Origin of the sequence: Noviherbaspirillum humi (genome assembly GCF_900188095.1) — a bacterium.
GTDB classification, from domain to species: Bacteria; Pseudomonadota; Gammaproteobacteria; order Burkholderiales; family Burkholderiaceae_D; genus Noviherbaspirillum; species Noviherbaspirillum humi.
On record NZ_FZOT01000005.1, the window covers coordinates 109,817 to 131,514 of the forward strand.

Here is a 21,698-nt window from a genome sequence, read left to right on the forward strand (position 1 = left end):
GGAAACAATGAAACGCTTCTTCCAGATCGCCGTCGCGGTTGTCCTGACCCTGGGCCTGGCCCTGGTCGTCGCCAATTTCATGACCGGGGAGAAGAAGATCGAGGTGCAGGTTCATCACCTCTACGACGTGCGCGATCCGCAATACCTGCGCTCCATGGGCGTGCTGCTCGGGCCTTCGATCATGCGCGGCAACCAGGTGCGCCATTTTGAGAACGGCAAAGAGATTTTCCCGGCCATGCTGGAAGCGATCCGGTCAGCGCGCAAGACGATTACCTTCGAAACCTATATCTATTGGTCGGGTGAAGTGGGGCGCGCCTTCGCCGACGCGCTGAAGGAGCGGGCGGCGGCCGGCGTCAAGGTGCATGTGCTGCTCGACTGGGTCGGCAGCGCGAAGATGGACGAGGCGATGCTGGAAGAGATGAAGCGGGCGGGAGTGGAAGTGGAACGCTACCACAAGCCGACCTGGGACACGCTCACCCGCCTCAACAACCGCACCCACCGCAAGCTGCTGATAATCGATGGCCGCATCGGCTTCACCGGCGGCGTCGGCATCGCCGACCAATGGGACGGGAATGCCCAGGATCCGCAGCACTGGCGCGACTCGCACTTCCGGGTGGAGGGGCCGGTGGCGGCCACCTTCCAGGCGGTGTTCCTCGACAACTGGACCAAGGCGACCGGCAAGGTGCTGCATGGCGACGATTATCTGCCGCTGGTACCCAATACGGGCGACGTAGCGGCGCAGATGTTCAGCAGCTCGCCTACCGGCGGCAGCGAAAGCATGCACCTGATGTACCTGCTGTCGATCGCCTCGTCCAGCCAGAGCATCCTGCTGGCCAATTCCTATTTCGTGCCGGACGATCTTGCGGTCGGGGCGTTGGTGGAGGCGGCCAAGCGCGGCGTGAAGATCAGGATCATCACGCCGGGCGAGCATATCGATACCGAGGTGGTGCGGCGCGCATCGCGCGCACGCTGGGGCGCCTTGCTGCGGGCGGGCATCGAGATCCACGAGTACCAGCCCACCATGTACCACTGCAAGATCATGATCGTCGACGGCTTCCTGGTATCGACCGGTTCCACCAACTTCGATCCGCGCTCCTTCCGCCTCAACGACGAAGCCAACCTCAACATCTACGACGAGGCATTCGCGCGCCAGATGACGCAGGTATTCGACGAGGATCTGAAGCGCTCGAAGCGCATCACGCTGCAGGCGTGGGAAAACCGTCCGCTGCTGGAACGGGCTGCGGAGCATGTGCTGTCGCTGTTCGGCGGACAGCTATAGAAGAGGCAAAAAGGCAGCGCCAGGGAAAACGGCAGAGCCGGTTTCAGCTGTTGCGGCGCGGGTAGCCCTCGGCCAGGATGCGCACCCATACCTTGTCCTTTTCCTCCGCCGACATGAAGACCCAGTTCGCCACTTCCGCCACGGTGCGGCCGCAGCCCCGGCAGACATCGTCGAAGGTGGTGGAGCAGACGGCGACGCAGGGCGTGTCGGGCCGCTTGGACGGGGAATCTTGCATGGGAACCTCGGAGAAAACGCAGACGGCACTTTACCATCCAAACGCGGCCGGCAGGGACGCCGGGGCCAGCCTCGTTCCGCCCCGGTTGGCATCCCTCACATGCCTGGCGGCTTTTCCCTGCGCATCAGACGCCACAGCGTGGTGCGGCTGATGCCGAGCTGGTCGGCCGCCGCCTGCCGGTTGCCGCCGCAGCGGGCCAGTGCCCGAGCGGCGTCCTCCGGCGTGGGCGCGGCGGCTGGCGGTGCAGGCGTCCGCTGCGGCATGGCAGATGCCGGCGGAGAGGACGGAGCGCTTGAAGCACCGCCGAGTTCCGGCGCCACCCCGAGCAGGAAGCTGGGCGACAGCGCCTGCAGCGGCGTCGAGGCCAGGAACAGCGCCAGCCTTTCCATCAGGTTCCTCAGCTCCCGCACATTGCCCGGCCAGCGGTAGTTCTCCAGCAGCGGCGCGCAGGCCGCCAGTTCCGCATGCAGATTGGCATGCGGCCGGGCGCCGAGGGCGGCCAGCGCCTGCTTCAGGTGCCACTGCGCCAGCCCGATCACATCTTCGCGCCGCTCGCGCAGCGGCGGCAGCGTCAGGCGCAGCACGCCGAGGCGGTAGAACAGGTCGGCGCGGAAGCGGCCGTCGGCCACCCGCTGGTCGAGGTCGCAATGGGTGGCGCTGACGATGCGCACATTCACCGGCACCGGCCGGGTGCCGCCCACCCGCACCACCTCCCGCTCTTCCAGCACCCGCAGCAGGCGCGTCTGCAGCGACAGCGGCATTTCGCCGATCTCGTCGAGGAACAGGGTGCCCCGGTCGGCGGCTTCGAACAGGCCCGCATGGCCGCCGCGGCGAGAGCCGGTAAAGGCGCCTTCCTCGTAACCGAACAGCTCCGACTCCAGCAGCGATTCGGCCACCGCGCCGCAGTTGACGGCGATGAAGGGCTGGCGCGCGCGCAGGCTTTCCCGGTGCAGGGCCTGGGCCGCCAGCTCCTTGCCGCTGCCGGTCTCGCCCTGGATCAGCACCGTCGCCGGCGAGCGGGCGAAGAGCTGAATGGCGTGGCGGGTCTGCTCCATCGCCGCCGATTCCCCGCGCAGGTCCGCCAGGCCGTGGCGCGCCCGCCGGGTATCGGCATTGCCGCGCGCGCGGCCGGATTCCAGCCGCGTCAGGCGGGCGATTTCCAGCGCATCCTCGAAGGCTTGCCGGATCGAGGCGGCCGAATACAGGAAGATGCCGGTGAGCCCCGCTTCCTCCGCCAGGTCGTTCACCAGGCCGGGGCCGACCACCACCCGGATGCCGGAGGCCTTCAGTTCGCTGATCTGGGCGCGCGCATCCTGCTCGGTGACATAGGCGCGCTGCACCAGCGCCAATCCAAAGGCGGACTGCAGCTCGATCAGCTCGGGCATGGATTCCTGATAAGTGACCACCGCCACCTGATCCGATATCTTGCGCGCCCGGGCCAGCGCCTGCATGACGTCGAAGCCGCTGGCGCGGGCGATCACCACCGGCACCGGCAGCCGGCTCTTGAGGTAGGCGGCATTCGAGCCGGCGGCGATCACCGCATCGCAGGGCTCCGTTTCCAGCCGCTCGCGGATGTGTCTGACGGCGTCCTCGAAGCCGAGGTGAATCGGCTCGATGAGGGCATCGTCGTCGAACTCGGGCGTGATGTCGCGAAACAGATCGGACAAACGGGAAATCGATACCGTCCAGAAAATCGGTTTCTCGGCATCATCGCGGCGGGAAAGGCGCAAGTGTTTCATGTTTCAGGAAATGTTTCAGTCTGGCCAATGTAACATGACTTGTGAAACAGTGAAATCCTGTCTGCTTCCGAAAATACCCGTAAGTCATTGAAATGAAATAAAAAATGATGAAGACTGGTGACGTCATGGCGGCGCCGCAACGATGGCACATGGCTTGCACTGGAGAGAGCCGCAAGATTCACGAAACACAACGCAGCAACCAGACAACAGGGGAAAACATGACACTTCGTTCCGCAGGCGCCGCCTTCCGCCAGGCCGTCAGGGAAGAATCGCCGCTTCAGGTGGTCGGCGCGATCAACGCCAACCATGCGCTGCTGGCCAAGCGGGCCGGCTTCAAGGCCATCTATCTTTCCGGCGGCGGCGTCGCCGCCGGCTCCCTCGGCCTGCCGGACCTCGGCATCTCCAACCTCGACGACGTGCTGACCGACGTGCGCCGCATCACCGACGTCTGCGACCTGCCGCTGCTGGTCGACGTCGACACCGGCTTCGGCTCGTCCGCCTTCAACGTCGCCCGCACGGTGAAGTCGATGATCAAGTTCGGCGCCGCCGCCATGCACATCGAGGACCAGGTCGGCGCCAAGCGCTGCGGCCACCGCCCGAACAAGGAAATCGTCAGCAAGCAGGAGATGGTGGACCGCATCAAGGCGGCGGTGGATGCCCGCACCGACGAGAACTTCGTCATCATGGCCCGCACCGACGCGCTCGCCGTCGAGGGGCTGGAGGCGGCGCTGGACCGCGCCATCGCCTGCGTCGAAGCCGGCGCCGACATGGTGTTCCCGGAAGCCATCACCACGCTGGACATGTACAAGACCTTCGCCGACGCGGTGAAGGTGCCCATCCTGGCCAACATCACCGAATTCGGCGCCACGCCGCTGTACACGGTGGAAGAGCTGCGCGGCGTCGACGTCGGACTGGTGCTGTATCCGCTGTCGGCCTTCCGCGCCATGAACAAGGCGGCCGAGAACGTTTATACCGCCATTCGCCGCGACGGCAGCCAGAAGGCGGTGGTCGACACCATGCAGACCCGCATGGAGCTGTACGAGCGCATCAACTACCACGACTTCGAGCAGAAGCTGGATGCGCTGTTCGCCCAGCAAAAAGCCAAATAATCCATAGCCGAAAACGAGGAGATCACCATGAGCGAACAACAGGCAAGCGGCTTCAAGCCGAAGAAATCCGTCGCGCTGTCCGGCGTCACCGCCGGCAATACTGCGCTGTGCACCGTCGGCCGCACCGGCAACGACCTGCACTACCGCGGCTACGACATCCTGGACGTGGCGGAAGCCTGCGAATTCGAGGAAATCGCCTACCTGCTGGTGCATGGCAAGCTGCCCAACGCCGCCGAGCTGCGAGGCTACAAGGCCAAGCTGAAGATGCTGCGCGGCCTGCCGGCCAATGTGAAGGCGGTGCTGGAAGCGTTGCCGGCGGCTTCGCACCCGATGGACGTGATGCGCACCGGCGTCTCGGCGCTCGGCTGCGCCCTGCCGGAGAAGGATGACCACAACATCCCCGGCGCGCGCGACATCGCCGACAAGCTGATGGCTTCGCTCGGCTCCATGCTGCTGTACTGGTACCACTACAGCCACAACGGCAAGCGCATCGAGGTCGAGACCGACGACGACTCCATCGGCGCCCACTTCCTGCACCTGCTGCACGGCCAGAAGCCCTCTCCGCTGTGGGAGCGCGCGATGCACACCTCGCTCATCCTCTACGCCGAGCATGAGTTCAACGCCTCCACCTTCACCGCCCGCGTGGTGGCCGGCACCGGCTCTGACATGCATTCCGCCATCACCGGCGCCATCGGCGCGCTGCGCGGCCCCAAGCACGGCGGCGCGAATGAAGTGGCGTTCGAGATCCAGAAACGCTACGACAATGCCGACGAGGCCGAGGCCGACATCCGCCGCCGCGTGGAGAACAAGGAAGTCATCATCGGCTTCGGCCATCCGGTCTACACCGTTTCCGACCCGCGCAACAAGGTGATCAAGGACGTGGCGCGCCAGCTGTCGCAGGACGCCGGCTCGATGAAGATGTTCGACATCGCCGAGCGCCTGGAAAGCGTGATGTGGGACGTGAAGAAGATGTTCCCCAACCTGGACTGGTTCTCGGCCGTGTCGTATCACATGATGGGCGTGCCGACGGCGATGTTCACGCCGCTGTTCGTGATCGCCCGCACCTCCGGCTGGTCGGCCCACATCATCGAGCAGCGCATCGACAACAAGATCATCCGCCCGAGTGCCAACTACGTCGGCCCGGAAGACCTGAAGTTCGTGCCGATCCAGGACCGCGAGTAAGCAGAAACCATCACCGATCGAGCCTCCATGAATACCCAATACCGCAAGACACTGCCGGGCACCGACCTGGATTACTTCGATGCGCGCGCCGCCGTCGATGCCATCCAGCCCGGCGCCTATGACAAGCTGCCGTACACTTCGCGCGTGCTGGCGGAGAACCTGGTGCGCCGCTGCGACCCGGCGACGCTGACCGACTCGCTCAGGCAGCTCATCGAGCGCCGGCGCGACCTCGACTTCCCCTGGTTCCCGGCGCGCGTGGTCTGCCACGACATCCTCGGCCAGACCGCGCTGGTGGACCTGGCCGGCCTGCGCGACGCCATCGCTGCCCAGGGCGGCGATCCCGCGCTGGTCAATCCGGTGGTGCCGACCCAGCTGGTGGTCGACCATTCGCTCGCCGTCGAGTGCGGCGGCTTCGACAAGGATGCCTTCGAGAAGAACCGAGCGATCGAGGACCGCCGCAACGAGGACCGCTTCGACTTCATCAACTGGACCAAGGAAGCCTTCAAGAACGTCGACGTGATCCCGCCGGGCAACGGCATCCTGCACCAGATCAACCTGGAGCGCATGAGCCCGGTGATCCAGGTGCGTGACGGCGTCGCCTTCCCGGATACCCTGGTCGGCACCGACAGCCACACGCCGATGGTGGATGCGCTGGGCGTGATCGCCGTCGGCGTCGGCGGCCTGGAAGCGGAGACGGTGATGCTCGGCCGCGCATCCTGGATGCGCCTGCCGGACATCGTCGGCGTGGAGCTGACTGGCAAGGCCGGGCCCGGCATCACCGCCACCGACATCGTGCTGGCGCTGACCGAATTCCTGCGCAAGGAAAAGGTGGTGTCGGCCTACCTCGAGTTCTACGGCGAGGGCGCATCCAGCCTGACCCTGGGCGACCGCGCCACCATCTCCAACATGGCGCCGGAGTTCGGCGCCACCGCGGCGATGTTCTCCATCGACGAGCAGACCATCAAGTACCTGAAGCTCACCGGCCGCGAGGATGGGCTGGTGCGCCTGGTGGAAATCTACGCGAAGGAAACCGGCCTCTGGTCCGACACGCTCAAGCAGGCCGAGTACGAGCGCGTGCTGCGCTTCGACCTGTCCTCGGTGGTGCGCAATATCGCCGGCCCGAGCAATCCGCACAAGCGGGTGCCGACCTCGGAGCTGGCGGCGCGCGGCATCGCCGGCAAGGTGGAGAACGAGCCCGGCCTGATGCCGGACGGCGCGGTGATCATCGCCGCCATCACCAGCTGCACCAATACCAACAACCCGCGCAACATGATCGCCGCCGGCCTCCTGGCCCGCAATGCGAACCGGCGCGGCCTGCTGCGCAAGCCCTGGGTGAAGAGCTCGCTGGCGCCGGGATCGAAGACGGTGGCGCTGTACCTGGAGGAGGCCGGCCTGCTGCCCGAGCTTGAGCGGCTCGGCTTCGGCGTGGTGGCCTTCGCCTGCACCACCTGCAACGGCATGTCCGGCGCGCTCGATCCGGCGATCCAGAAGGAAATCATCGAGCGCGACCTGTACGCCACCGCGGTCCTCTCCGGCAACCGCAACTTCGACGGCCGCATCCATCCTTACGCCAAGCAGGCTTTCCTCGCCTCGCCGCCGCTGGTGGTGGCCTACGCCATCGCCGGCACCATCCGCTTCGACATCGAGAAGGATGTGCTCGGCCAGGATGACGACGGCAAGCCGGTGCGCCTGGCCGACATCTGGCCGTCCGACGAGGAGATCGATGCCATCATCGCTTCCAGCGTCAAGCCGGAGCATTTCCGCAAGGTCTACATCCCGATGTTCGCGCCGCAGCAGGCTTCCACCGAGACGGTGAGCCCGCTCTACGACTGGCGGCCGACGAGCACCTACATCCGCCGGCCGCCGTACTGGGACAAGGAAGGGCAGGGCGCGCTGGCGGCCAGCCCGCGCACCCTCAAGGGCATGGTGCCGCTGGCGGTGCTGGGCGACAACATCACCACCGACCACCTGTCGCCGTCCAACGCCATCCTGGCCGACAGCGCCGCCGGCGAATATCTCGCCAGGATGGGCTTGCCGGAGGAGGATTTCAATTCCTACGCCACCCACCGCGGCGACCACCTGACCGCCCAGCGCGCCACCTTCGCCAACCCGACCCTCGTCAACGAGATGGTCGTGGTGGACGGCAAGGTGAAGGCGGGATCGCTGGCCCGCATCGAGCCGGAAGGCAAGGTTGCCCGCATGTGGGAAGCGATCGAGACCTACATGGAGCGCAAGCAGCCGCTGATCATCATCGCCGGCGCCGACTACGGCCAGGGCTCTTCCCGCGACTGGGCCGCCAAGGGCGTGCGCCTGGCCGGCGTGGAAGCCATCGTCGCGGAAGGCTTCGAGCGCATCCACCGCACCAACCTGGTCGGCATGGGCGTGCTGCCGCTGGAGTTCAAGCCGGGCACGGACCGCAAGACGCTGGGCATCGACGGCAGCGAAACCTATGACGTGATCGGCGAGCGCAAGCCGCGCGCCACGCTGACGCTGGTGATCACCCGCCGCAGCGGCGAGACGCTGGAAGTGCCCGTTACCTGCCGCCTGGATACGGCAGAAGAAGTCGCCATCTATGAAGCCGGCGGCGTGCTGCAGCGCTTCGCCCAGGACTTCCTGGCGTCAACCAAGGCTGCGGCATAACGCGAAGCAAACACGAGGAAACCATTCATGTCCCACGTACCCCAAATCAAGATTCCCGCCACCTACATGCGCGGCGGCACCAGCAAGGGCGTGTTCTTCCGGCTGCAGGATCTGCCGGAAGCGGCCCAGGCGCCGGGCGCGGCGCGCGATGCGCTGCTGATGCGCGTCATCGGCAGCCCCGACCCCTACGGCAAGCAGATCGACGGCATGGGCGGCGCCACCTCCAGCACCAGCAAGACGGTGATCATCTCCAGGAGCAGCCAGCCGGATCATGACGTCGACTACCTGTTCGGCCAGGTCTCCATCGATACCAGGTTCGTCGACTGGAGCGGCAACTGCGGCAACCTCACCGCCGCCGTCGGCCCCTTTGCCATCAGCAACGGCCTGATCGATCCGGCGCGGGTGCCGAAGGATGGCATCGCCACCGTGCGCATCTGGCAGGCCAACATCGGCAAGACCATCATCGCCCATGTGCCGATGACCAATGGCGCGGTGCAGGAAACCGGCGATTTCGAGCTGGATGGCGTCGCCTTTCCGGCGGCCGAGGTGCAGCTCGAATTCCTCGACCCGGCGGCCGAGGAGGAGGGCGCCGAGGGCTCCATGTTCCCGACCGGGAACCTGGTCGACGACCTGGAGGTGCCGGGCGTCGGCACCCTGAAGGCGACCATGATCAACGCCGGCATCCCGACCATCTTCATCAATGCCGACGCCATCGACTACCAGGGCACCGAGCTGCAGGACGCCATCAACGGCGATGCGCGGGCGCTGAAGATGTTCGAGACCATCCGCGCCCACGGCGCGGTGCGCATGGGGCTGATCAAGCATGTGGATGAGGCGGGCAAGCGGCAGCACACGCCCAAGGTGGCCTTCGTCGCCAGGCCGGCTGCCTATACCGCGTCGAGCGGCAAGCAGGTCGGCCCAAACGACATCGACGTGCTGGTGCGCACCCTCTCCATGGGCAAGCTGCACCATGCTTCGCCGGGCACGGTGGCGGTCGCCATCGCCACCGCGGCGGCGGTGCCGGGCACGCTGGTGAACCTGGCGGCCGGCGGCGGCACCCGCACCGCCACCCGCTTCGGCCATCCCTCCGGCACGCTGCGCGTCGGCGCCGAGGCGACGCAGGCGAACGGCGAATGGACCGTCACCAAGGCCATCATGAGCCGCAGCGCGCGGGTCCTGATGGAAGGCTGGGTGCGCGTGCCGGGCGACGCGTTCTGATGCCTGTGCGGAGCCGGCCGGTCCGGCTCCGCACAGGCGATTGCATCCAAAAAATGTAAGTGCGCAGTAAGTGGGCAGGCACACAATGTCCACATCAACGGTGCAAGAAACGCCCGCGCGGCGGGCACGATGGATGCCGCAAACAGCCGAGCCTCCGCCAATAAAGCCACCGCAGTTCCGGTTCCCTTTCACGGAGTGCAGGAGACATCATGAACTTCACGGACTTCCATCAGCGGTCGGTCGACGACCCGCAGGGCTTCTGGGCGGAGCAGGCCACCCTCATCGGCTGGAACAAGCCTTTCAGCGAAACGCTCGACTATTCCCGACCGCCGTTCACGCGATGGTTCGTCGGCGGCGAAACCAACCTCTGCCACAACGCCATCGACCGCTGGCTCGATACCCGCGGCGACCAGCCAGCGCTGATCGCCATCTCCACCGAGACCGATACCGAGAAGGTGTACAGCGTGCGCGAGCTGCACCAGGAAGTCATGCGCACCGCCGCCATCATGCAGTCGCTCGGCGTCGGCCGCGGCGACCGGGTGCTGATCTACATGCCGATGATCGCCGAGGCCGCCTTCGCCATGCTGGCCTGCGCCCGCATCGGCGCCATCCACTCGGTGGTGTTCGGCGGCTTCGCCGCCAACAGCCTTGCCACCCGCATCGACGATGCGCAGCCGAAGCTGATCGTCTCCGCAGACGCCGGCTCCCGCGCCGGCAAGGTGGTGCCCTACAAGCCGCTGCTGGACGAAGCCATCGGCCGCGCCAGCCACAAGCCGGCGAAAGTGCTGATGGTAGATCGCGGCCTGGCGCCGATGGACAAGGTGGACGGACGCGACGTCGACTATGCGCTGGCGCGCGAGCAGCACATGCATGCGCAGGTGCCGGTGACCTGGCTGGAGTCGAACGAGATTTCCTACATCCTCTACACCTCCGGCACCACCGGCAAGCCCAAGGGCGTGCAGCGCGACGTCGGCGGATACGCGGTGGCGCTGGCCGCGTCGATGAAATACATCTTCCTCGGCCAGCCTGGCGGCACCTTCTTCTCCACGTCGGACATCGGCTGGGTGGTCGGCCACAGCTACATCGTCTACGGTCCGCTGATCGCCGGCATGGCCACCATCATGTACGAAGGCTTGCCGATCCGGCCCGACGCCGGCATCTGGTGGAGCATCGTGGAGAAGTACAGGGTGACGGCCATGTTCTCGGCGCCGACGGCGGTGCGGGTGCTGAAGAAGCAGCCGGCGGAATTCATGAAGAAGCACGACATCTCCTCGCTCAAGGCGCTGTTCCTGGCCGGCGAGCCGCTGGACGAGCCGACGGCCCAATGGATCTCGGGCGAGCTGGGCGTGCCCATCATCGACAACTACTGGCAGACCGAGACCGGCTGGCCCATCCTCACGGTGGCGCGCGGCATCGACGATACGCCGACCCGCCTCGGCAGCCCGGGCAAGCCGATGTACGGCTACAAGGTGAAGCTGATCGACGAAGCCACCGGCGAGGAGTGCGGACCGAACCAGAAGGGCGTGGTGGTGATCGAGGGGCCGCTGCCGCCGGGCTGCATGCAGACGGTGTTCGGCGACGACGAGCGCTTCGTCAACACCTATTGGTCCAACATTCCGGACCGCCAGGTCTACTCGACTTTCGACTGGGGCGTTCGCGACGCCGACGGTTACTACTTCATCCTCGGCCGCACCGACGACGTGATCAACGTCGCCGGCCACCGGCTCGGCACGCGGGAAATCGAGGAAAGCATCGCCAGCCATCCGAACGTGTCGGAGGTGGCGGTGGTCGGCATCGCCGACAAGCTCAAGGGACAGGTAGCGGTCGCCTTCGCCATCCTCAAGCATCCGGAGCAGGCGGAAACGATGGAGCAGAAGCTGGCGCTGGAAGGCGACGTCATGGCCACGGTGGACAGGCAGCTCGGTGCCGTCGGGCGTCCGGCACGGGTGTATTTCGTGCCGCTGCTGCCGAAGACGCGCTCGGGCAAGCTGCTGCGGCGCTCCATTCAGGCCATCTGCGAAGGCAGGGATCCAGGCGACCTCACCACCATCGAAGATCCGGCATCCCTGCAGCATGTGAGGGACGCCGTCGGGGGCTGAGCCTCGTCGTTCCCGCCGATTCAGGAAGAAAGAAGCCCGACGACGGGCTTCTTCCGGTTTTCCGGCATGGCCGGATTGCTGCCTGCCCAGTGATCAATGCTTGACGGCGTAATGCTCGGCGCCGGTGAAATCGATCAGCATGCAGGGCTGGTCTCCCACCACCCAGGCGTCGTGGCCGGGCGGCATGTAGAAAGCGTCGCCTTCCTGGTAGGTCACTTCCTCGCCATTGTCCATGTGCACGCACATCTTGCCGGACAGGATGATCCCGGTGTGCGCCGCCTTGCAGGAGTCGGTTCCCGCCATCGGCTTGACATGCATGCTCCAGCGCCAGCCCGGCTGGAATTCGCCGCGCCCGAGCGTGCAGCCGCCGACGCCGAATACCGACAGGCGTCCCTTGTCGTCCAGGAAGGTCCTGACCTCATCCGGCTGGTTGATCGGTTTCCTTATCAGCGCCTCCGTCTTTTCCATGACTTCGTTCATGTCTTTCTCCTCGATGAAGAAGCGCCCGCGCCGGGCGCAGCTTCAGTATCGGCGCCGCGGAAGCGATGAACAGGGAAGATCCGGAACGATGCTTGAGCAATGTCAATCCGCACCGGTTCGCGTCCGGCAGTGCCGCGAGAGTCCGGCCTCTCAGCGCAACTCGATCCGCTTGCCGGCCAGCTGCGCCATCTGCATCCACTCGAACACCGAATCCGCGCTCACCGTCTGGATGCGGTCGGCAAAGCGCTTCTCCGGCGGATGGTCGTCGAAGGCGACGTTGGCCGCGGTGATGCGGCCGCCGAGCCGGGTCAGCGGCCCCAGCCGCAGTTCCGCCGGCTGGTAGCCCATGGTTTGCAGCCATGCCTGGGCGCGTTCCCGGCTGGTGATGCCGGGTTCCATGGCCGCCGCCAGGGTTTCGATCAGCCACTGGTTCGACTGCTGATATTTCCGGCCCCAGGCATAGCTGACGATGCTGTACGGCTTGCGGTGCATGAGCAGCGGCCGGTGGCCTTCCAGCAGCGCCGCCAGCAGCTTTTCCTGCACCGCCGGCGACGGGATCACATAGGCGGCTTCATAGCGCCAGGGATCGTCCAGGAAGAATTCGCCCAGCCCCTGGCGGTAGATGGCCGATTCATCGGTGCCGCACTGGTTGAGCTTGTGCAGCACCCGCCATACATGGCCGCCCTTGCCGTCGGGCTGCCGGTAGGCGAAGCCGAGATGGGAATAGCGCACCCGGTACTTGCTCAAGTCCTGGCCGGCGCGCGCCAGCACCACCACCTGCTGGCCGCTGGCGTCGAGGGATTGCATCACCTTCTGCGCCAGTTGCAAGCCGTTTTCGAAGGATTGCAGGCTGGGTTTCTTTTCCTCGCAGCTGCGCCCGGCATGGGCGCCGGTAGCCAGCGCCAGGCTGCACAGCAGGGCGAGGAAGCAGGTTCGCATGGTTTTCATGGCACGTACCCTCAGTCGGTCAGGCGCTCGTTGTGCAGCAGGGCCCTGCCAATGGCATTGGGAATGAAGGCGATGGCTTCGCCGGCAGCGGAGAGGATGACGCCGGCGCCCACCACGCTCACCGCCACGGTGGCGCCGACCGCCAGCGACGCGGCTCCCACGCCTTGGCCGGCGATCTCGATACTGGCCTTCGCGCCGTCCGACAGGCGCTCCAGCACGTAGATGGTGCCGCGGGCGGTGGACTCCACCGTCTTCACCACCAACACCGCGCCGGCCGTGGAAAGCGCGACCGGGATGGCGATCGTGGCGGCTGCGGCCGAGGCCCCTGCGCCGACGATCGAGGCGACCGGCAGGGCGGACAGGGCGCTGGCCGCGGTTTCGCTCTGCGCGGAAGCGCTTCCGGGCAGCGCGGTGCAGACCAGGGAAAGACTCAGGATGAGAATCAGCTTGCGAAAGCGGGTGCTCATGGTCGGCTCCTTTTCAGTGGGTTGCAGCGGAGTTGCGGCGGGCGGCGTCGCGCTCGGCGAGATCGGCTTCATGGTTGTCGCGCAGGGTCTTGGCCAGGGTGAAGGCGCAGGTGACGAGGTAGAGCCAGCTCACGCCGAGGAAGGCCTTGTAGGTATCGCTGATGTCCATGCGCAGCAGGCCCCACAGGGTCAGGCCCATGGCGAGGAAGAAGCCGCTCCAGGCGACATAGCCGAACATCGGATTCCCGCTGCCGTCCGCTTCTTCCCTTTCCAGGTCGCGTACATGCTTGGCGAGCACCAGGGCGGCGGTGAGGCAGAACACATAGCCCATGACCATGAAGGCGCGGTCGAGGTCCTTGCCCGGCAGGTAGGCGAGGCCGACGGCGCAGAGGAACACCGCGACGCCGAAGGAAGCCCAGGCCTGGATGCGCCAGGCGCGCGTGTCGCGGCGGATGATGAGGGTTTTCATGCTGATTCCTTTCTCGTTGTGGGGGTGGAATCAGTGTCGGGCAGGCGCGGCTGACTTTCCAGCGGATGCGATGCCGGTCCGAGGCCGCGCTGCCCCGGGTATCGGATTACGATACCTTTTCTGTCATCAAGGTTGCCACCTGTTCGTGCAGCCGGTCCGGATGCGCGTCCGTGCCAGAGAGCGGCGTGCCCACTTCCAGCCCGACGCGGTTCCACAAGCCGCGCCGGAACGGCTTCGCCATCGCGGTCGGTTCGCCGTCGACCAGCTCGGCGCGGGAGAAAAAGGAGCCCCAGAGGTTGGTCAGCGCCATCGGCACCACCGGCGGCTCGATGCCGTCGGCGCGGGCGCGCTCCAGGATCTTCATGATGCCGCCCTTGAAAGGCTGCAGGGTGCCGTCGCGGGTGATGCCGCCCTCGGGGAAGATGGCCAGCAGGTCGCCTTCGCGCAGCACCGCGGCAGCGCGCTCGAAGGCTTGCTCATAGGTGCGCTCGTCGGCCGAGCGCGGGGCGATAGGGATCGCCTTGGCGAGGCGGAAGATGGCGCCCAGCACCGGGATGCGGAAGATGCGGTGGTCCATCACGAAGGTGATCGGGCGCGGACTGGCGGCCATCAGCAGCACCGCATCGACGAAGCTCACATGGTTGCACACCAGGATGGCCGGACCCGTCAGCGGAATGTTGTCCTCGCCGCGCACGCGAAAGCGGTACATCAGGTGCGAGGTGATCCAGGCGATGAAGCGCAGCAGGTATTCCGGCACCAGCATGAAGATATAGCCGGCCACCACCGCGTTGGCTAGGCCGACCAGCAGGAAGATCTGCGGAATGCTGGCGCCGGCGCCGAGCAGCGCGCCGGCGATTACCGAGCTGGCGATCATGAACAGGGCGTTCAGGATGTTGTTGGCCGCAATGATGCGCGCCCGATGGGTGGGCTGGGAGCGCAGCTGGATCAGCGCATACATCGGCACGCTGTAGAGGCCGGCGAACAGGCTCAGCAGCGCCAGGTCCGCCATCACCCGCCAGTGCGCCGGCACGGCGATGAACTGGCCGAGCGTTTGTGCCGACGACGGCGGCAGGCCGCGCGCGGCGAAGTAGAGGTCGATGGCGAAGATGGTCATGCCGATCGCCCCCAGCGGCACCAGGCCGATCTCCACCTGGCGCCGGCTCAGCACTTCGCACAGCAGCGAGCCGGTGGCGATGCCGATGGAAAACACCACCAGCAGCAGCGACGCCACCTGTTCGTCTCCGTGCAATACGTCACGGGCGAAGCTCGGGAACTGGCTGAGGAAGACGGCGCCGAAGAACCACATCCAGCTGATGCCGAGCAGCGAGCGGAACACCACCAGGTTGCCGCGCGCCATCTTCAGGTTGCGCAGCGTCTCGCTGACCGGGTTCCAGTTGATGACGAGGCCGGGATCGGTCGCCGGCGCCGCCGGGATGAATTGCGCCACGCCGCGGCCGACGATGGCCAGCGCCAGGCAGGCGATCGCCACCTGCGCATGGCCGATCTCCGGCACCGCCACCAGCAGGCCGCCGACGATATTGCCGAGCAGGATGGCGACGAAGGTGCCCATCTCCACCATACCGTTGCCGCCGGTGAGTTCATGCTCGTCGAGCATCTGCGGCAGGTAGGCGAACTTCACCGGACCGAACAGGGTGGAATGCAATCCCATCAGGAAGGTGCAGGCCAGCAGCACCGCCGCGTTGTGCATCATGAAGCCGAAGGCGGCGAGGGCCATGATGCCGATCTCCAGGTTCTTCACCAGCCGGATGATGCGGCGCTTGTCGAACTTGTCGGTGATCTGGCCGCTGGTGGCGGAAAACAGCAGGAAGGGCAGGATGAACAGCGCACCGATTACCAGGCCGGCCATCGCCGGCGGCATCCAGCTGACCTGCAGCTGGTAGGTCACCATGACGGTGAAGGCGAACTTGAACAGGTTGTCGTTGGCTGCGCCGGAGAACTGGGTCCAGAAGAATGGCGCGAAGCGGCGCTGGCCGAGCAGGGCGAACTGGTTGGGATGGGATGGGGCTGCGGCGGGTCGTTGCGCTTCATCGGACGCAACTTGCGCGGTCGCGGTTTGCTTCATTACTGGTCTCCGTTGCGATTTAGAGCATGTTGTAGCCTGAAACTTTCCCGTCAATATACACAGGGCTGGCCTTAATGAAATGGTATTCGGTACCATTCGTGAATCTGCTACCACAGGTATCGCGAGACGAGACTCCATGACGACCACCGCCGACCTCATCACCGCCCTCAAGGAAGAACTGAAGGCCGCCCACATGACCTACGCCGACCTGGCGCGCAAGCTCGGCATGGCCGAGTCCAGCGTCAAGCGCATGCTGGCCAAGGGCGACATGCCGCTGGCGCGCATCGACGCCATCTGCGCCGCCCTCAGCCTGGACTTCGCCGATCTGGCGCGCAAGGTGGCGGATGCGCAACCGCTGCTGGCAGAGCTGACGCTGGCGCAGGAAAAGGCGGTGGTGGGCGACAAGAAGCTGCTGCTGATGGCCATCTGCGTGCTCAGCCAGTGGACGCTGGAGCAGATCACCGGCCATTACCAGCTGAGCGAAGCGGAAGGCATCAAGTACCTGGCGCAGCTGGACCGCATCGGCATCATCGAGCTGCGGCCCTTCAACCGCTACCGGCTGAAGCTGGCCAAGACCTTCCGCTGGCGGCCGCACGGCCCGGTGATGGACTTCTTCCGCCAGCACGCGCTGCAGGATTATTTCGCCGGCGGCTTCGACGCCGAGGGCGAGTCGCTGCTGCTGGTGCACGGCTCCATCAGCCGCGGCCTGGCACCGGCTTTCGTCGAGCGCATGCAGCGGGTGGCGCAGGATTTCGCGCAGCAGCACCAGGCGGATCAGAAACTGCCGGAGCAGCATCGGGAGGGTTACACCCTGCTGCTGGCAATGCGGTCGTGGGAGTTTGAGGCCTTTGCGCAGTTTCGGAGAGAGGTGCAGGAGGTGGTCCTGAAGACGAAGGCGAGCGGGTTTGTGCACAAGTTGTAGTGAGGTCGATCGCAGGCGAAAAGCGGGTTGAGTATTGCGCTTCCAAGACAAATTTAAAACTTGATATGACCATAGAAGAAATAGCTAACAGCAAAGATACTCAAACCAAAGCCTTGTTTGCTCTCAGCGCGGCCGAACTTGTGCTCGACCATCTCAAACCGGAGGACGTCACCTATCGGCTTGCTCACGAAGCCGTGGCGCTGGCGTGGAAATGGATGTACGGCGAGAAGGTCCTGGGAGATGATCTGGCCATCTACTTGGAAGATCCTGATTACGAGAAGGATCTGGGCATTCGCGAATCTGATTGTGAACACGATCAGGGCATGCTGTCGGCCTTGGTCGTGATCACCATCGCAATCGGATTCATCGCGCGATTTGCTTACGAATTTGAAAATAACAACAAACGCCCTGCAGCCGTATGGGAAACCACCGACGCCTTCTTTGCCGAAATCATGAAATTCATCGTTGATGTCCCAGGGTTCGAATCACATGCTCTCGATCAAATCCGATCGCAAATGAACGAGAACCGACAAAAATCAGCGAATTTGAGTTTTCATCGGTTCACACAAGCCTAAAGAATGGCGACTCTCAGAATTTTGCCGAGAGCACGATGGACACAACTGATTGTGCCTGGACTTGGAATGGGAGTATGAGGCGGTACGGCCCGCGGTTCGCATAGCTGGTTTCGAGCGGTTGTGCCAAGTTGGCGCGAGGAGAAGCGGAATAAGAGCAGCGCGGTGCCTGCGCCAGACGCTGGATAGTGGAGCGCACCTATTGCTGGCTCAATCGCTCCTGACGATTATTGGTGCATTGGCGGAGAACAAGATCCTCACCTCGCCATGCTTCACTTGGCTTGCGCATCATCACTTGGCGTTTCGCCGTAGCGAATAGGTTTTAAGCGTAGCGTCTAAATGCGATTGCGAATCCTTCGGCCTGAGGTTCACCGTAGTACCAGTCGATTTGCCGTTCTGGCGAGGGCTTGATAGGGTCACGAAATGCAAACTGCGACTTCGACAACGCGTGCAGATCGCCAATGCCCGCGATGAGAAGAAAGTTGAAGTCGCAGCCACCATTCAAATAGCAGCGATTCGCACCGGTACTCCCTTGCGGTTTAAAAGCATGTAATTCATCTGTATTCGTTCGCTCCCCCGCTTTAACTTGGTGATCTTCATGCGTTGAATGCGCTCGCCATCGCGCTCGACCGCATCATTTCGACGACGCTGCAGTTCACCGCATTGCTCACATCATTGGCTATATGACTACAACTTCCATCTGGTGAAAGGGGTTGTTGCGGTACCCGTAGCGCCTTGGCGACAGACCGCCTTTCCTGAACCATTGCGTACTTGTGCCCGCAGCATCTTTGCCGTACCTTTTCATTCACGACATGCCGTACAGCAACTTTTTACCGCGACGTTACCAGTCTTGTTTTTTCGGCACCGACAAATGAAAGCCCCCAACGCGACAGCTCATCAAGCAATGCAAACCGCTCTCAAACAGCCTTCCGTTATCGGAAAGATCGCCGAGCCGATTTCAGTGCTCGCCGGCGTCGGCGCCGGACTCGGCGCGCTCAAAATCGCCATGTCGGACGAACTGCTGTCGAAGGTCGCCGCAGGCTTCACGCCGGCGAACGTGGCTGCCGCCTCCGGGGCCCTGTTTCTTTGCGCTTGCGCTTACGCGGTTCAGGCGTATCGCGCGAAACTCAAAGCCAATCCCGAGGTGCCGATTGGTACCATCATCGACGACGGATTTCCTCAACCGGAGCCGGAACCAGAAATCAGCAAGAATTTCAACCTGGATCTGGCGAAGCTGGGGCCCGTCTGGATGAATGCATGGCGCTGGAAAGAAGTGTCGAGAAAGGATGCCTTCGGCAATATCGAGATCTGGCAGTTCACCATGATCAAGGGCCGGCTTTACCTGGACCATTACCATCGCGCGCGTCCCTTGAAGGAAGGCGAGACTTGCCCTGAGGGGCGCTTATGGAACGGATACGAAGTCATCTGCTGCTATAACCAGGGTTGCAACGACCCCGAGATCCGGACCGAACAGCCGCCCATGCCCCAGGATGTCCTGCTGGAGGCGGAGCGCAAGCATCTGGACCGCATGGCGCAGATCAGCAGGGGTCGACTGCAGGGCAATCGCCTTCAGGGCACGCTGTGACAATCGCTCCGCGCCCCGGAGGGCACGGAAAAGCCTGATGTGAAGGCACGCAGCCCGCCGGAATGACTGTTTGGGGGCGTGCCAAAGAATGTTTGTCTCAGACGCCGCTCTGTTCGAAAACCGCCGAGCTGATTTGCTGAGTCTGCACCAAGGGCGCAGAAACAATCCATCATCACGCTAAGTTAAGGCTGTCGGCCGTGGCGCAGGGGTGCAAACCTGCAGCCAGCGTACGTGCCGCAGGCAACGGCGCAGCATCACGCCAGGTCGAGCGTCGCCACCACCGGCGTATGGTCCGACGGCTGCTCCCATTTGCGCGGCGCCTTGTCCACCACGCAGGCGCTGCAGCGGGTGGCCAGGGCCGGCGACAGCAGGATGTGATCGATGCGCAGTCCCATGTTGCGGCGGAAGGCCATCTGGCGGTAATCCCACCAGCTGAAGATCTTTTCCGGCTGCTCGAACAGGCGGAAAGCATCCTTGAAGCCGAGCGCCTGCAGGCGGCGGAACTGCTCCCGTTCCGGTTCCGAACAGAGCACCGAACCGGCCCAGGCCGCCGGATCGTGCACGTCGCGGTCTTCCGGCGCGATGTTGTAGTCGCCCAGCAGCGCCAGCTTCTCGTGCGTCTTGCCCTCTGCCGCCAGCCAGTCATGCAGTGCGTCCAGCCAGCGCAGCTTGTAGTCGTACTTGTCGGTGCCGACCGCCTGGCCGTTCGGGATGTAGGCGCAGACGATGCGCATGCCGGCGATGGTGGCGGCGATGATGCGCTGCTGTTCGTCCGGGAACAGCGGGTTGTTCTTCACCACGTCCCGCATCGCATGACGCGACAGGATGGCGACGCCGTTGTAGGTCTTCTGCCCGGAGAACACCACGCCATAGCCGGCCGCCTCGATCTCCGCCACCGGAAACTTGTCGTCGGTGAGCTTGGTCTCCTGCAGGCACAGCACATCGACCGGGCTGTCCTGCAGCCATTGTAGGACCTGGGGCAGGCGGACCTTGAGGGAATTGACGTTCCAGGTGGCGATCTTCATGGGTCGGGATACGGACAGAAAGGGAAGGTGCATCTTACCGCAAGCGGCTGCGCAAATGAAAAGGCCTTCCCGGGGGAAGGCCTGTCGGATGAAGCCAACCGGACCAATTAGCGGCGGCCGTTGCCGCCTTGGGCACGATTCATCAGGAAGGCGGTGAGCAGCGGCACCGGGCGGCCAGTGGCGCCCTTGGCGGCACCGCTCTTCCAGGCAGTGCCGGCGATGTCGAGGTGGGCCCAGGTATAGGCACGGGTATAGCGCTCCAGGAAGCAGGCGGCGGTGATGCTGCCGGCCGGCGGGCCGCCGATGTTGGCCATGTCGGCGAAGTTCGACTTCAGCTGTTCCTGATAGCTGTCCTCGATCGGCATGCGCCAGGCGGTATCGCCGGTCTGCTTGCCGGCGGCGAGCAGTTCGTCGGCGAGGGCGTCATGCGCCTCGTCGTGGCGGGTGAACAGGCCGGTGTTGTGGTGGCCGAGCGCGGTGATGCAGGCGCCGGTGAGCGTGGCGATATCCACCACCGCCGCCGGCTTGAAGCGCTCGGTGTAGGTGAGGGCGTCGCACAGGATCAGGCGGCCTTCGGCATCGGTGTTGAGGATCTCGATGGTCTGGCCGGACATGGAGGTGACGATGTCGCCCGGCTTGGTGGCGCGGCCGGACGGCATGTTCTCGCAGGTCGGGATGACGCCGATGACGTTGAGCTTCAGGCCCATTTCGGCGATGGCGCGGAAGGTGCCGAGCACCGAGCCGGCGCCGCACATGTCGTACTTCATCTCGTCCATGGCGGCGCCCGGCTTGAGCGAAATGCCGCCGGTGTCGAAGGTGATGCCCTTGCCGACCAATACCACCGGCGCTTCCTTGGCCTTGCCGCCCATGTGCTTGAGCACGATGAACTTCGGCGGCTCGTCGGTGCCGCGCGTCACGGAGAGGAAGCTGCCCATCTTCAGCGCTTCGATCTGCTTGCGGTCCAGGACTTCCACGCCGAGGCCGAATTCCTTGGCCAGCCGTTTCGCGGTCTCGGCGAGATAGGTCGGAGTGCAGACGTTGCCGGGCAGGTTGCCGAGGTCCCGGGTCAGGTCCATGCCGTTGGCCAGGGCCACGGCCTGCGCCACCGCCTGCTTGACGGCGGCATCGCCGGCGACGATCACGCGCTTGACGCCGCCGTTCGGCGCTTCCTTCTTGCTTTTCAGCGCGTCGAAGCGGTAGGCATTGTCGCGCAGGGCCAGCACCGCGGCGCGGGCGCCCCAGGCCGGATCGCGCTCCTTGAGCCGCTCCAGCGGCAGCGCCAGGATGGCATCGCCGCCGCCGAGCGTGGACAGGGCCTTGGCCATCGCCTGCACGCCGGCGTTGAAGTTCTTGTCGCTCACCGGCTCATCGGGACCGAAGCCGACCAGCAGCACGCGCTCGGCGCCGACGCCGTCCAGATTGCGCAGCAGCAGGGTGGTGCCGGCCTTGCCGGAAATGTCGCCGGACTTGAGGACGGCGGTGATGGCGCCGCCCGCATCGAGGGCACGGGCTTCGTCGGACAGCTTCTTGTTTTCGAACACGCCGACCACTGCGCAGCCGGTCTTGGCGCCGGCCAGGCCGGTCCTTGTGTCTAGGGGTTTTATGCTAAAGTCCATGGTCACTCCTTATCCAGACGCATATAGTAC

18 protein-coding genes are annotated in these 21,698 nt (G+C 64.8%); 9 read left to right on the forward strand and 9 right to left on the reverse strand.

The genetic code is table 11. The features are described from left to right. Positions 1–7 precede the first annotated feature (7 nt). On the forward strand, positions 8–1,279 hold the full coding sequence (cls, locus tag CHB88_RS10390; RefSeq protein ID WP_089399376.1) for a cardiolipin synthase: 1,272 nt from the start codon (positions 8–10) through the stop codon (positions 1,277–1,279). Between the two features lie 43 nt (positions 1,280–1,322). Here cls and CHB88_RS10395 read toward each other — a convergent pair whose 3' ends face one another. Then, positions 1,323–1,514 carry a DUF1289 domain-containing protein gene (locus CHB88_RS10395; RefSeq protein ID WP_089399255.1) on the reverse strand — a complete coding sequence of 64 codons (192 nt, stop codon included), beginning with the start codon at positions 1,512–1,514 and terminating at the stop codon, positions 1,323–1,325. Between the two features lie 95 nt (positions 1,515–1,609). Continuing rightward, on the reverse strand, positions 1,610–3,253 hold the full coding sequence (gene prpR / locus CHB88_RS10400; RefSeq protein WP_089399256.1) for a propionate catabolism operon regulatory protein PrpR: 1,644 nt from the start codon (positions 3,251–3,253) through the stop codon (positions 1,610–1,612). Positions 3,254–3,471: 218 nt separating this feature from the next. Between prpR and prpB the strand changes: the two genes are divergently transcribed. The 5 genes from prpB to CHB88_RS10425 all read left to right on the forward strand — a co-directional run bounded on the left by prpB (position 3,472) and on the right by CHB88_RS10425 (position 11,501). Further along, on the forward strand, positions 3,472–4,362 hold the full coding sequence (gene prpB / locus CHB88_RS10405; protein WP_089399257.1) for a methylisocitrate lyase: 891 nt from the start codon (positions 3,472–3,474) through the stop codon (positions 4,360–4,362). Positions 4,363–4,389: 27 nt separating this feature from the next. Further along, entirely contained in the window at positions 4,390–5,544 is a 1,155-nt protein-coding gene (gene prpC, locus CHB88_RS10410) for a bifunctional 2-methylcitrate synthase/citrate synthase (RefSeq protein WP_089399258.1), read from the forward strand. 27 nt (positions 5,545–5,571) lie between these two features. After that, the gene (gene acnD, locus CHB88_RS10415; RefSeq protein WP_089399259.1) at positions 5,572–8,184 is read left to right on the forward strand and encodes a Fe/S-dependent 2-methylisocitrate dehydratase AcnD; all 2,613 of its coding nucleotides are present in this window, start codon (positions 5,572–5,574) and stop codon (positions 8,182–8,184) included. A 27-nt stretch (positions 8,185–8,211) separates the two neighbouring features. Next, entirely contained in the window at positions 8,212–9,402 is a 1,191-nt protein-coding gene (gene prpF / locus CHB88_RS10420; protein ID WP_089399260.1) for a 2-methylaconitate cis-trans isomerase PrpF, read from the forward strand. 209 nt (positions 9,403–9,611) lie between these two features. Continuing rightward, on the forward strand, positions 9,612–11,501 hold the full coding sequence (locus CHB88_RS10425; RefSeq protein ID WP_089399261.1) for a propionate--CoA ligase: 1,890 nt from the start codon (positions 9,612–9,614) through the stop codon (positions 11,499–11,501). A 93-nt stretch (positions 11,502–11,594) separates the two neighbouring features. On the opposite strand, the gene CHB88_RS10430 is transcribed toward CHB88_RS10425, so the two are convergent. The 5 genes from CHB88_RS10430 to CHB88_RS10450 all read right to left on the reverse strand — a co-directional run bounded on the left by CHB88_RS10430 (position 11,595) and on the right by CHB88_RS10450 (position 15,948). Continuing rightward, entirely contained in the window at positions 11,595–11,981 is a 387-nt protein-coding gene (locus CHB88_RS10430) for a cupin domain-containing protein (RefSeq protein WP_245844888.1), read from the reverse strand. Between the two features lie 150 nt (positions 11,982–12,131). Then, a complete protein-coding gene (locus CHB88_RS10435) occupies positions 12,132–12,920 on the reverse strand; it encodes a DUF2145 domain-containing protein (protein ID WP_425436095.1) in 789 nt (262 codons plus the stop codon). 20 nt (positions 12,921–12,940) lie between these two features. Beyond that, positions 12,941–13,396, reverse strand: coding sequence for a hypothetical protein (locus CHB88_RS10440; RefSeq protein WP_089399263.1), 456 nt, complete (start codon positions 13,394–13,396; stop codon positions 12,941–12,943). Positions 13,397–13,409: 13 nt separating this feature from the next. Continuing rightward, a complete protein-coding gene (locus tag CHB88_RS10445; protein ID WP_176442411.1) occupies positions 13,410–13,865 on the reverse strand; it encodes a YiaA/YiaB family inner membrane protein in 456 nt (151 codons plus the stop codon). 106 nt (positions 13,866–13,971) lie between these two features. Further along, positions 13,972–15,948: an MFS transporter gene (locus tag CHB88_RS10450; protein WP_089399265.1), complete on the reverse strand. Its 1,977-nt coding sequence runs from the start codon at positions 15,946–15,948 to the stop codon at positions 13,972–13,974. 136 nt (positions 15,949–16,084) lie between these two features. On the opposite strand from CHB88_RS10450, the gene CHB88_RS10455 reads away from it, so the two are divergent. The 3 genes from CHB88_RS10455 (at position 16,085) to CHB88_RS10465 (ending at position 19,027) form a co-directional block, all read left to right on the forward strand. Beyond that, on the forward strand, positions 16,085–16,870 hold the full coding sequence (locus CHB88_RS10455; RefSeq protein ID WP_089399266.1) for a helix-turn-helix domain-containing protein: 786 nt from the start codon (positions 16,085–16,087) through the stop codon (positions 16,868–16,870). A 65-nt stretch (positions 16,871–16,935) separates the two neighbouring features. Beyond that, complete coding sequence (locus CHB88_RS10460; protein WP_089399267.1) at positions 16,936–17,445, forward strand: Imm6 family immunity protein; 510 nt, start codon at positions 16,936–16,938, stop codon at positions 17,443–17,445. An 868-nt stretch (positions 17,446–18,313) separates the two neighbouring features. Continuing rightward, on the forward strand, positions 18,314–19,027 hold the full coding sequence (locus CHB88_RS10465; RefSeq protein ID WP_143131210.1) for a hypothetical protein: 714 nt from the start codon (positions 18,314–18,316) through the stop codon (positions 19,025–19,027). A 254-nt stretch (positions 19,028–19,281) separates the two neighbouring features. Here the strand turns inward: CHB88_RS10465 and xth are convergent, their stop codons facing one another. Both xth and CHB88_RS10475 read right to left on the reverse strand, forming a co-directional pair. Next, positions 19,282–20,052 (reverse strand): exodeoxyribonuclease III, encoded by a 771-nt coding sequence (xth, locus tag CHB88_RS10470; protein WP_089399269.1) that lies wholly within the window; start codon positions 20,050–20,052, stop codon positions 19,282–19,284. 107 nt (positions 20,053–20,159) lie between these two features. Continuing rightward, positions 20,160–21,668 (reverse strand): leucyl aminopeptidase, encoded by a 1,509-nt coding sequence (locus CHB88_RS10475; protein ID WP_089399270.1) that lies wholly within the window; start codon positions 21,666–21,668, stop codon positions 20,160–20,162. Positions 21,669–21,698 lie beyond the last annotated feature (30 nt).

Coding starts and splice junctions, on each gene's coding strand:
- cls (WP_089399376.1), top strand. CDS start 8: ATGAAACGCTTCTTCCAGATCGCCGTCGCGGTTGTCCTGACCCTGGGC.
- CHB88_RS10395 (WP_089399255.1), bottom strand. CDS start 1,514: ATGCAAGATTCCCCGTCCAAGCGGCCCGACACGCCCTGCGTCGCCGTC.
- prpR (WP_089399256.1), bottom strand. CDS start 3,253: ATGAAACACTTGCGCCTTTCCCGCCGCGATGATGCCGAGAAACCGATT.
- prpB (WP_089399257.1), top strand. CDS start 3,472: ATGACACTTCGTTCCGCAGGCGCCGCCTTCCGCCAGGCCGTCAGGGAA.
- prpC (WP_089399258.1), top strand. CDS start 4,390: ATGAGCGAACAACAGGCAAGCGGCTTCAAGCCGAAGAAATCCGTCGCG.
- acnD (WP_089399259.1), top strand. CDS start 5,572: ATGAATACCCAATACCGCAAGACACTGCCGGGCACCGACCTGGATTAC.
- prpF (WP_089399260.1), top strand. CDS start 8,212: ATGTCCCACGTACCCCAAATCAAGATTCCCGCCACCTACATGCGCGGC.
- CHB88_RS10425 (WP_089399261.1), top strand. CDS start 9,612: ATGAACTTCACGGACTTCCATCAGCGGTCGGTCGACGACCCGCAGGGC.
- CHB88_RS10430 (WP_245844888.1), bottom strand. CDS start 11,981: ATGAACGAAGTCATGGAAAAGACGGAGGCGCTGATAAGGAAACCGATC.
- CHB88_RS10435 (WP_425436095.1), bottom strand. CDS start 12,920: ATGCGAACCTGCTTCCTCGCCCTGCTGTGCAGCCTGGCGCTGGCTACC.
- CHB88_RS10440 (WP_089399263.1), bottom strand. CDS start 13,396: ATGAGCACCCGCTTTCGCAAGCTGATTCTCATCCTGAGTCTTTCCCTG.
- CHB88_RS10445 (WP_176442411.1), bottom strand. CDS start 13,865: ATGAAAACCCTCATCATCCGCCGCGACACGCGCGCCTGGCGCATCCAG.
- CHB88_RS10450 (WP_089399265.1), bottom strand. CDS start 15,948: ATGAAGCAAACCGCGACCGCGCAAGTTGCGTCCGATGAAGCGCAACGA.
- CHB88_RS10455 (WP_089399266.1), top strand. CDS start 16,085: ATGACGACCACCGCCGACCTCATCACCGCCCTCAAGGAAGAACTGAAG.
- CHB88_RS10460 (WP_089399267.1), top strand. CDS start 16,936: ATGACCATAGAAGAAATAGCTAACAGCAAAGATACTCAAACCAAAGCC.
- CHB88_RS10465 (WP_143131210.1), top strand. CDS start 18,314: ATGAAAGCCCCCAACGCGACAGCTCATCAAGCAATGCAAACCGCTCTC.
- xth (WP_089399269.1), bottom strand. CDS start 20,052: ATGAAGATCGCCACCTGGAACGTCAATTCCCTCAAGGTCCGCCTGCCC.
- CHB88_RS10475 (WP_089399270.1), bottom strand. CDS start 21,668: ATGGACTTTAGCATAAAACCCCTAGACACAAGGACCGGCCTGGCCGGC.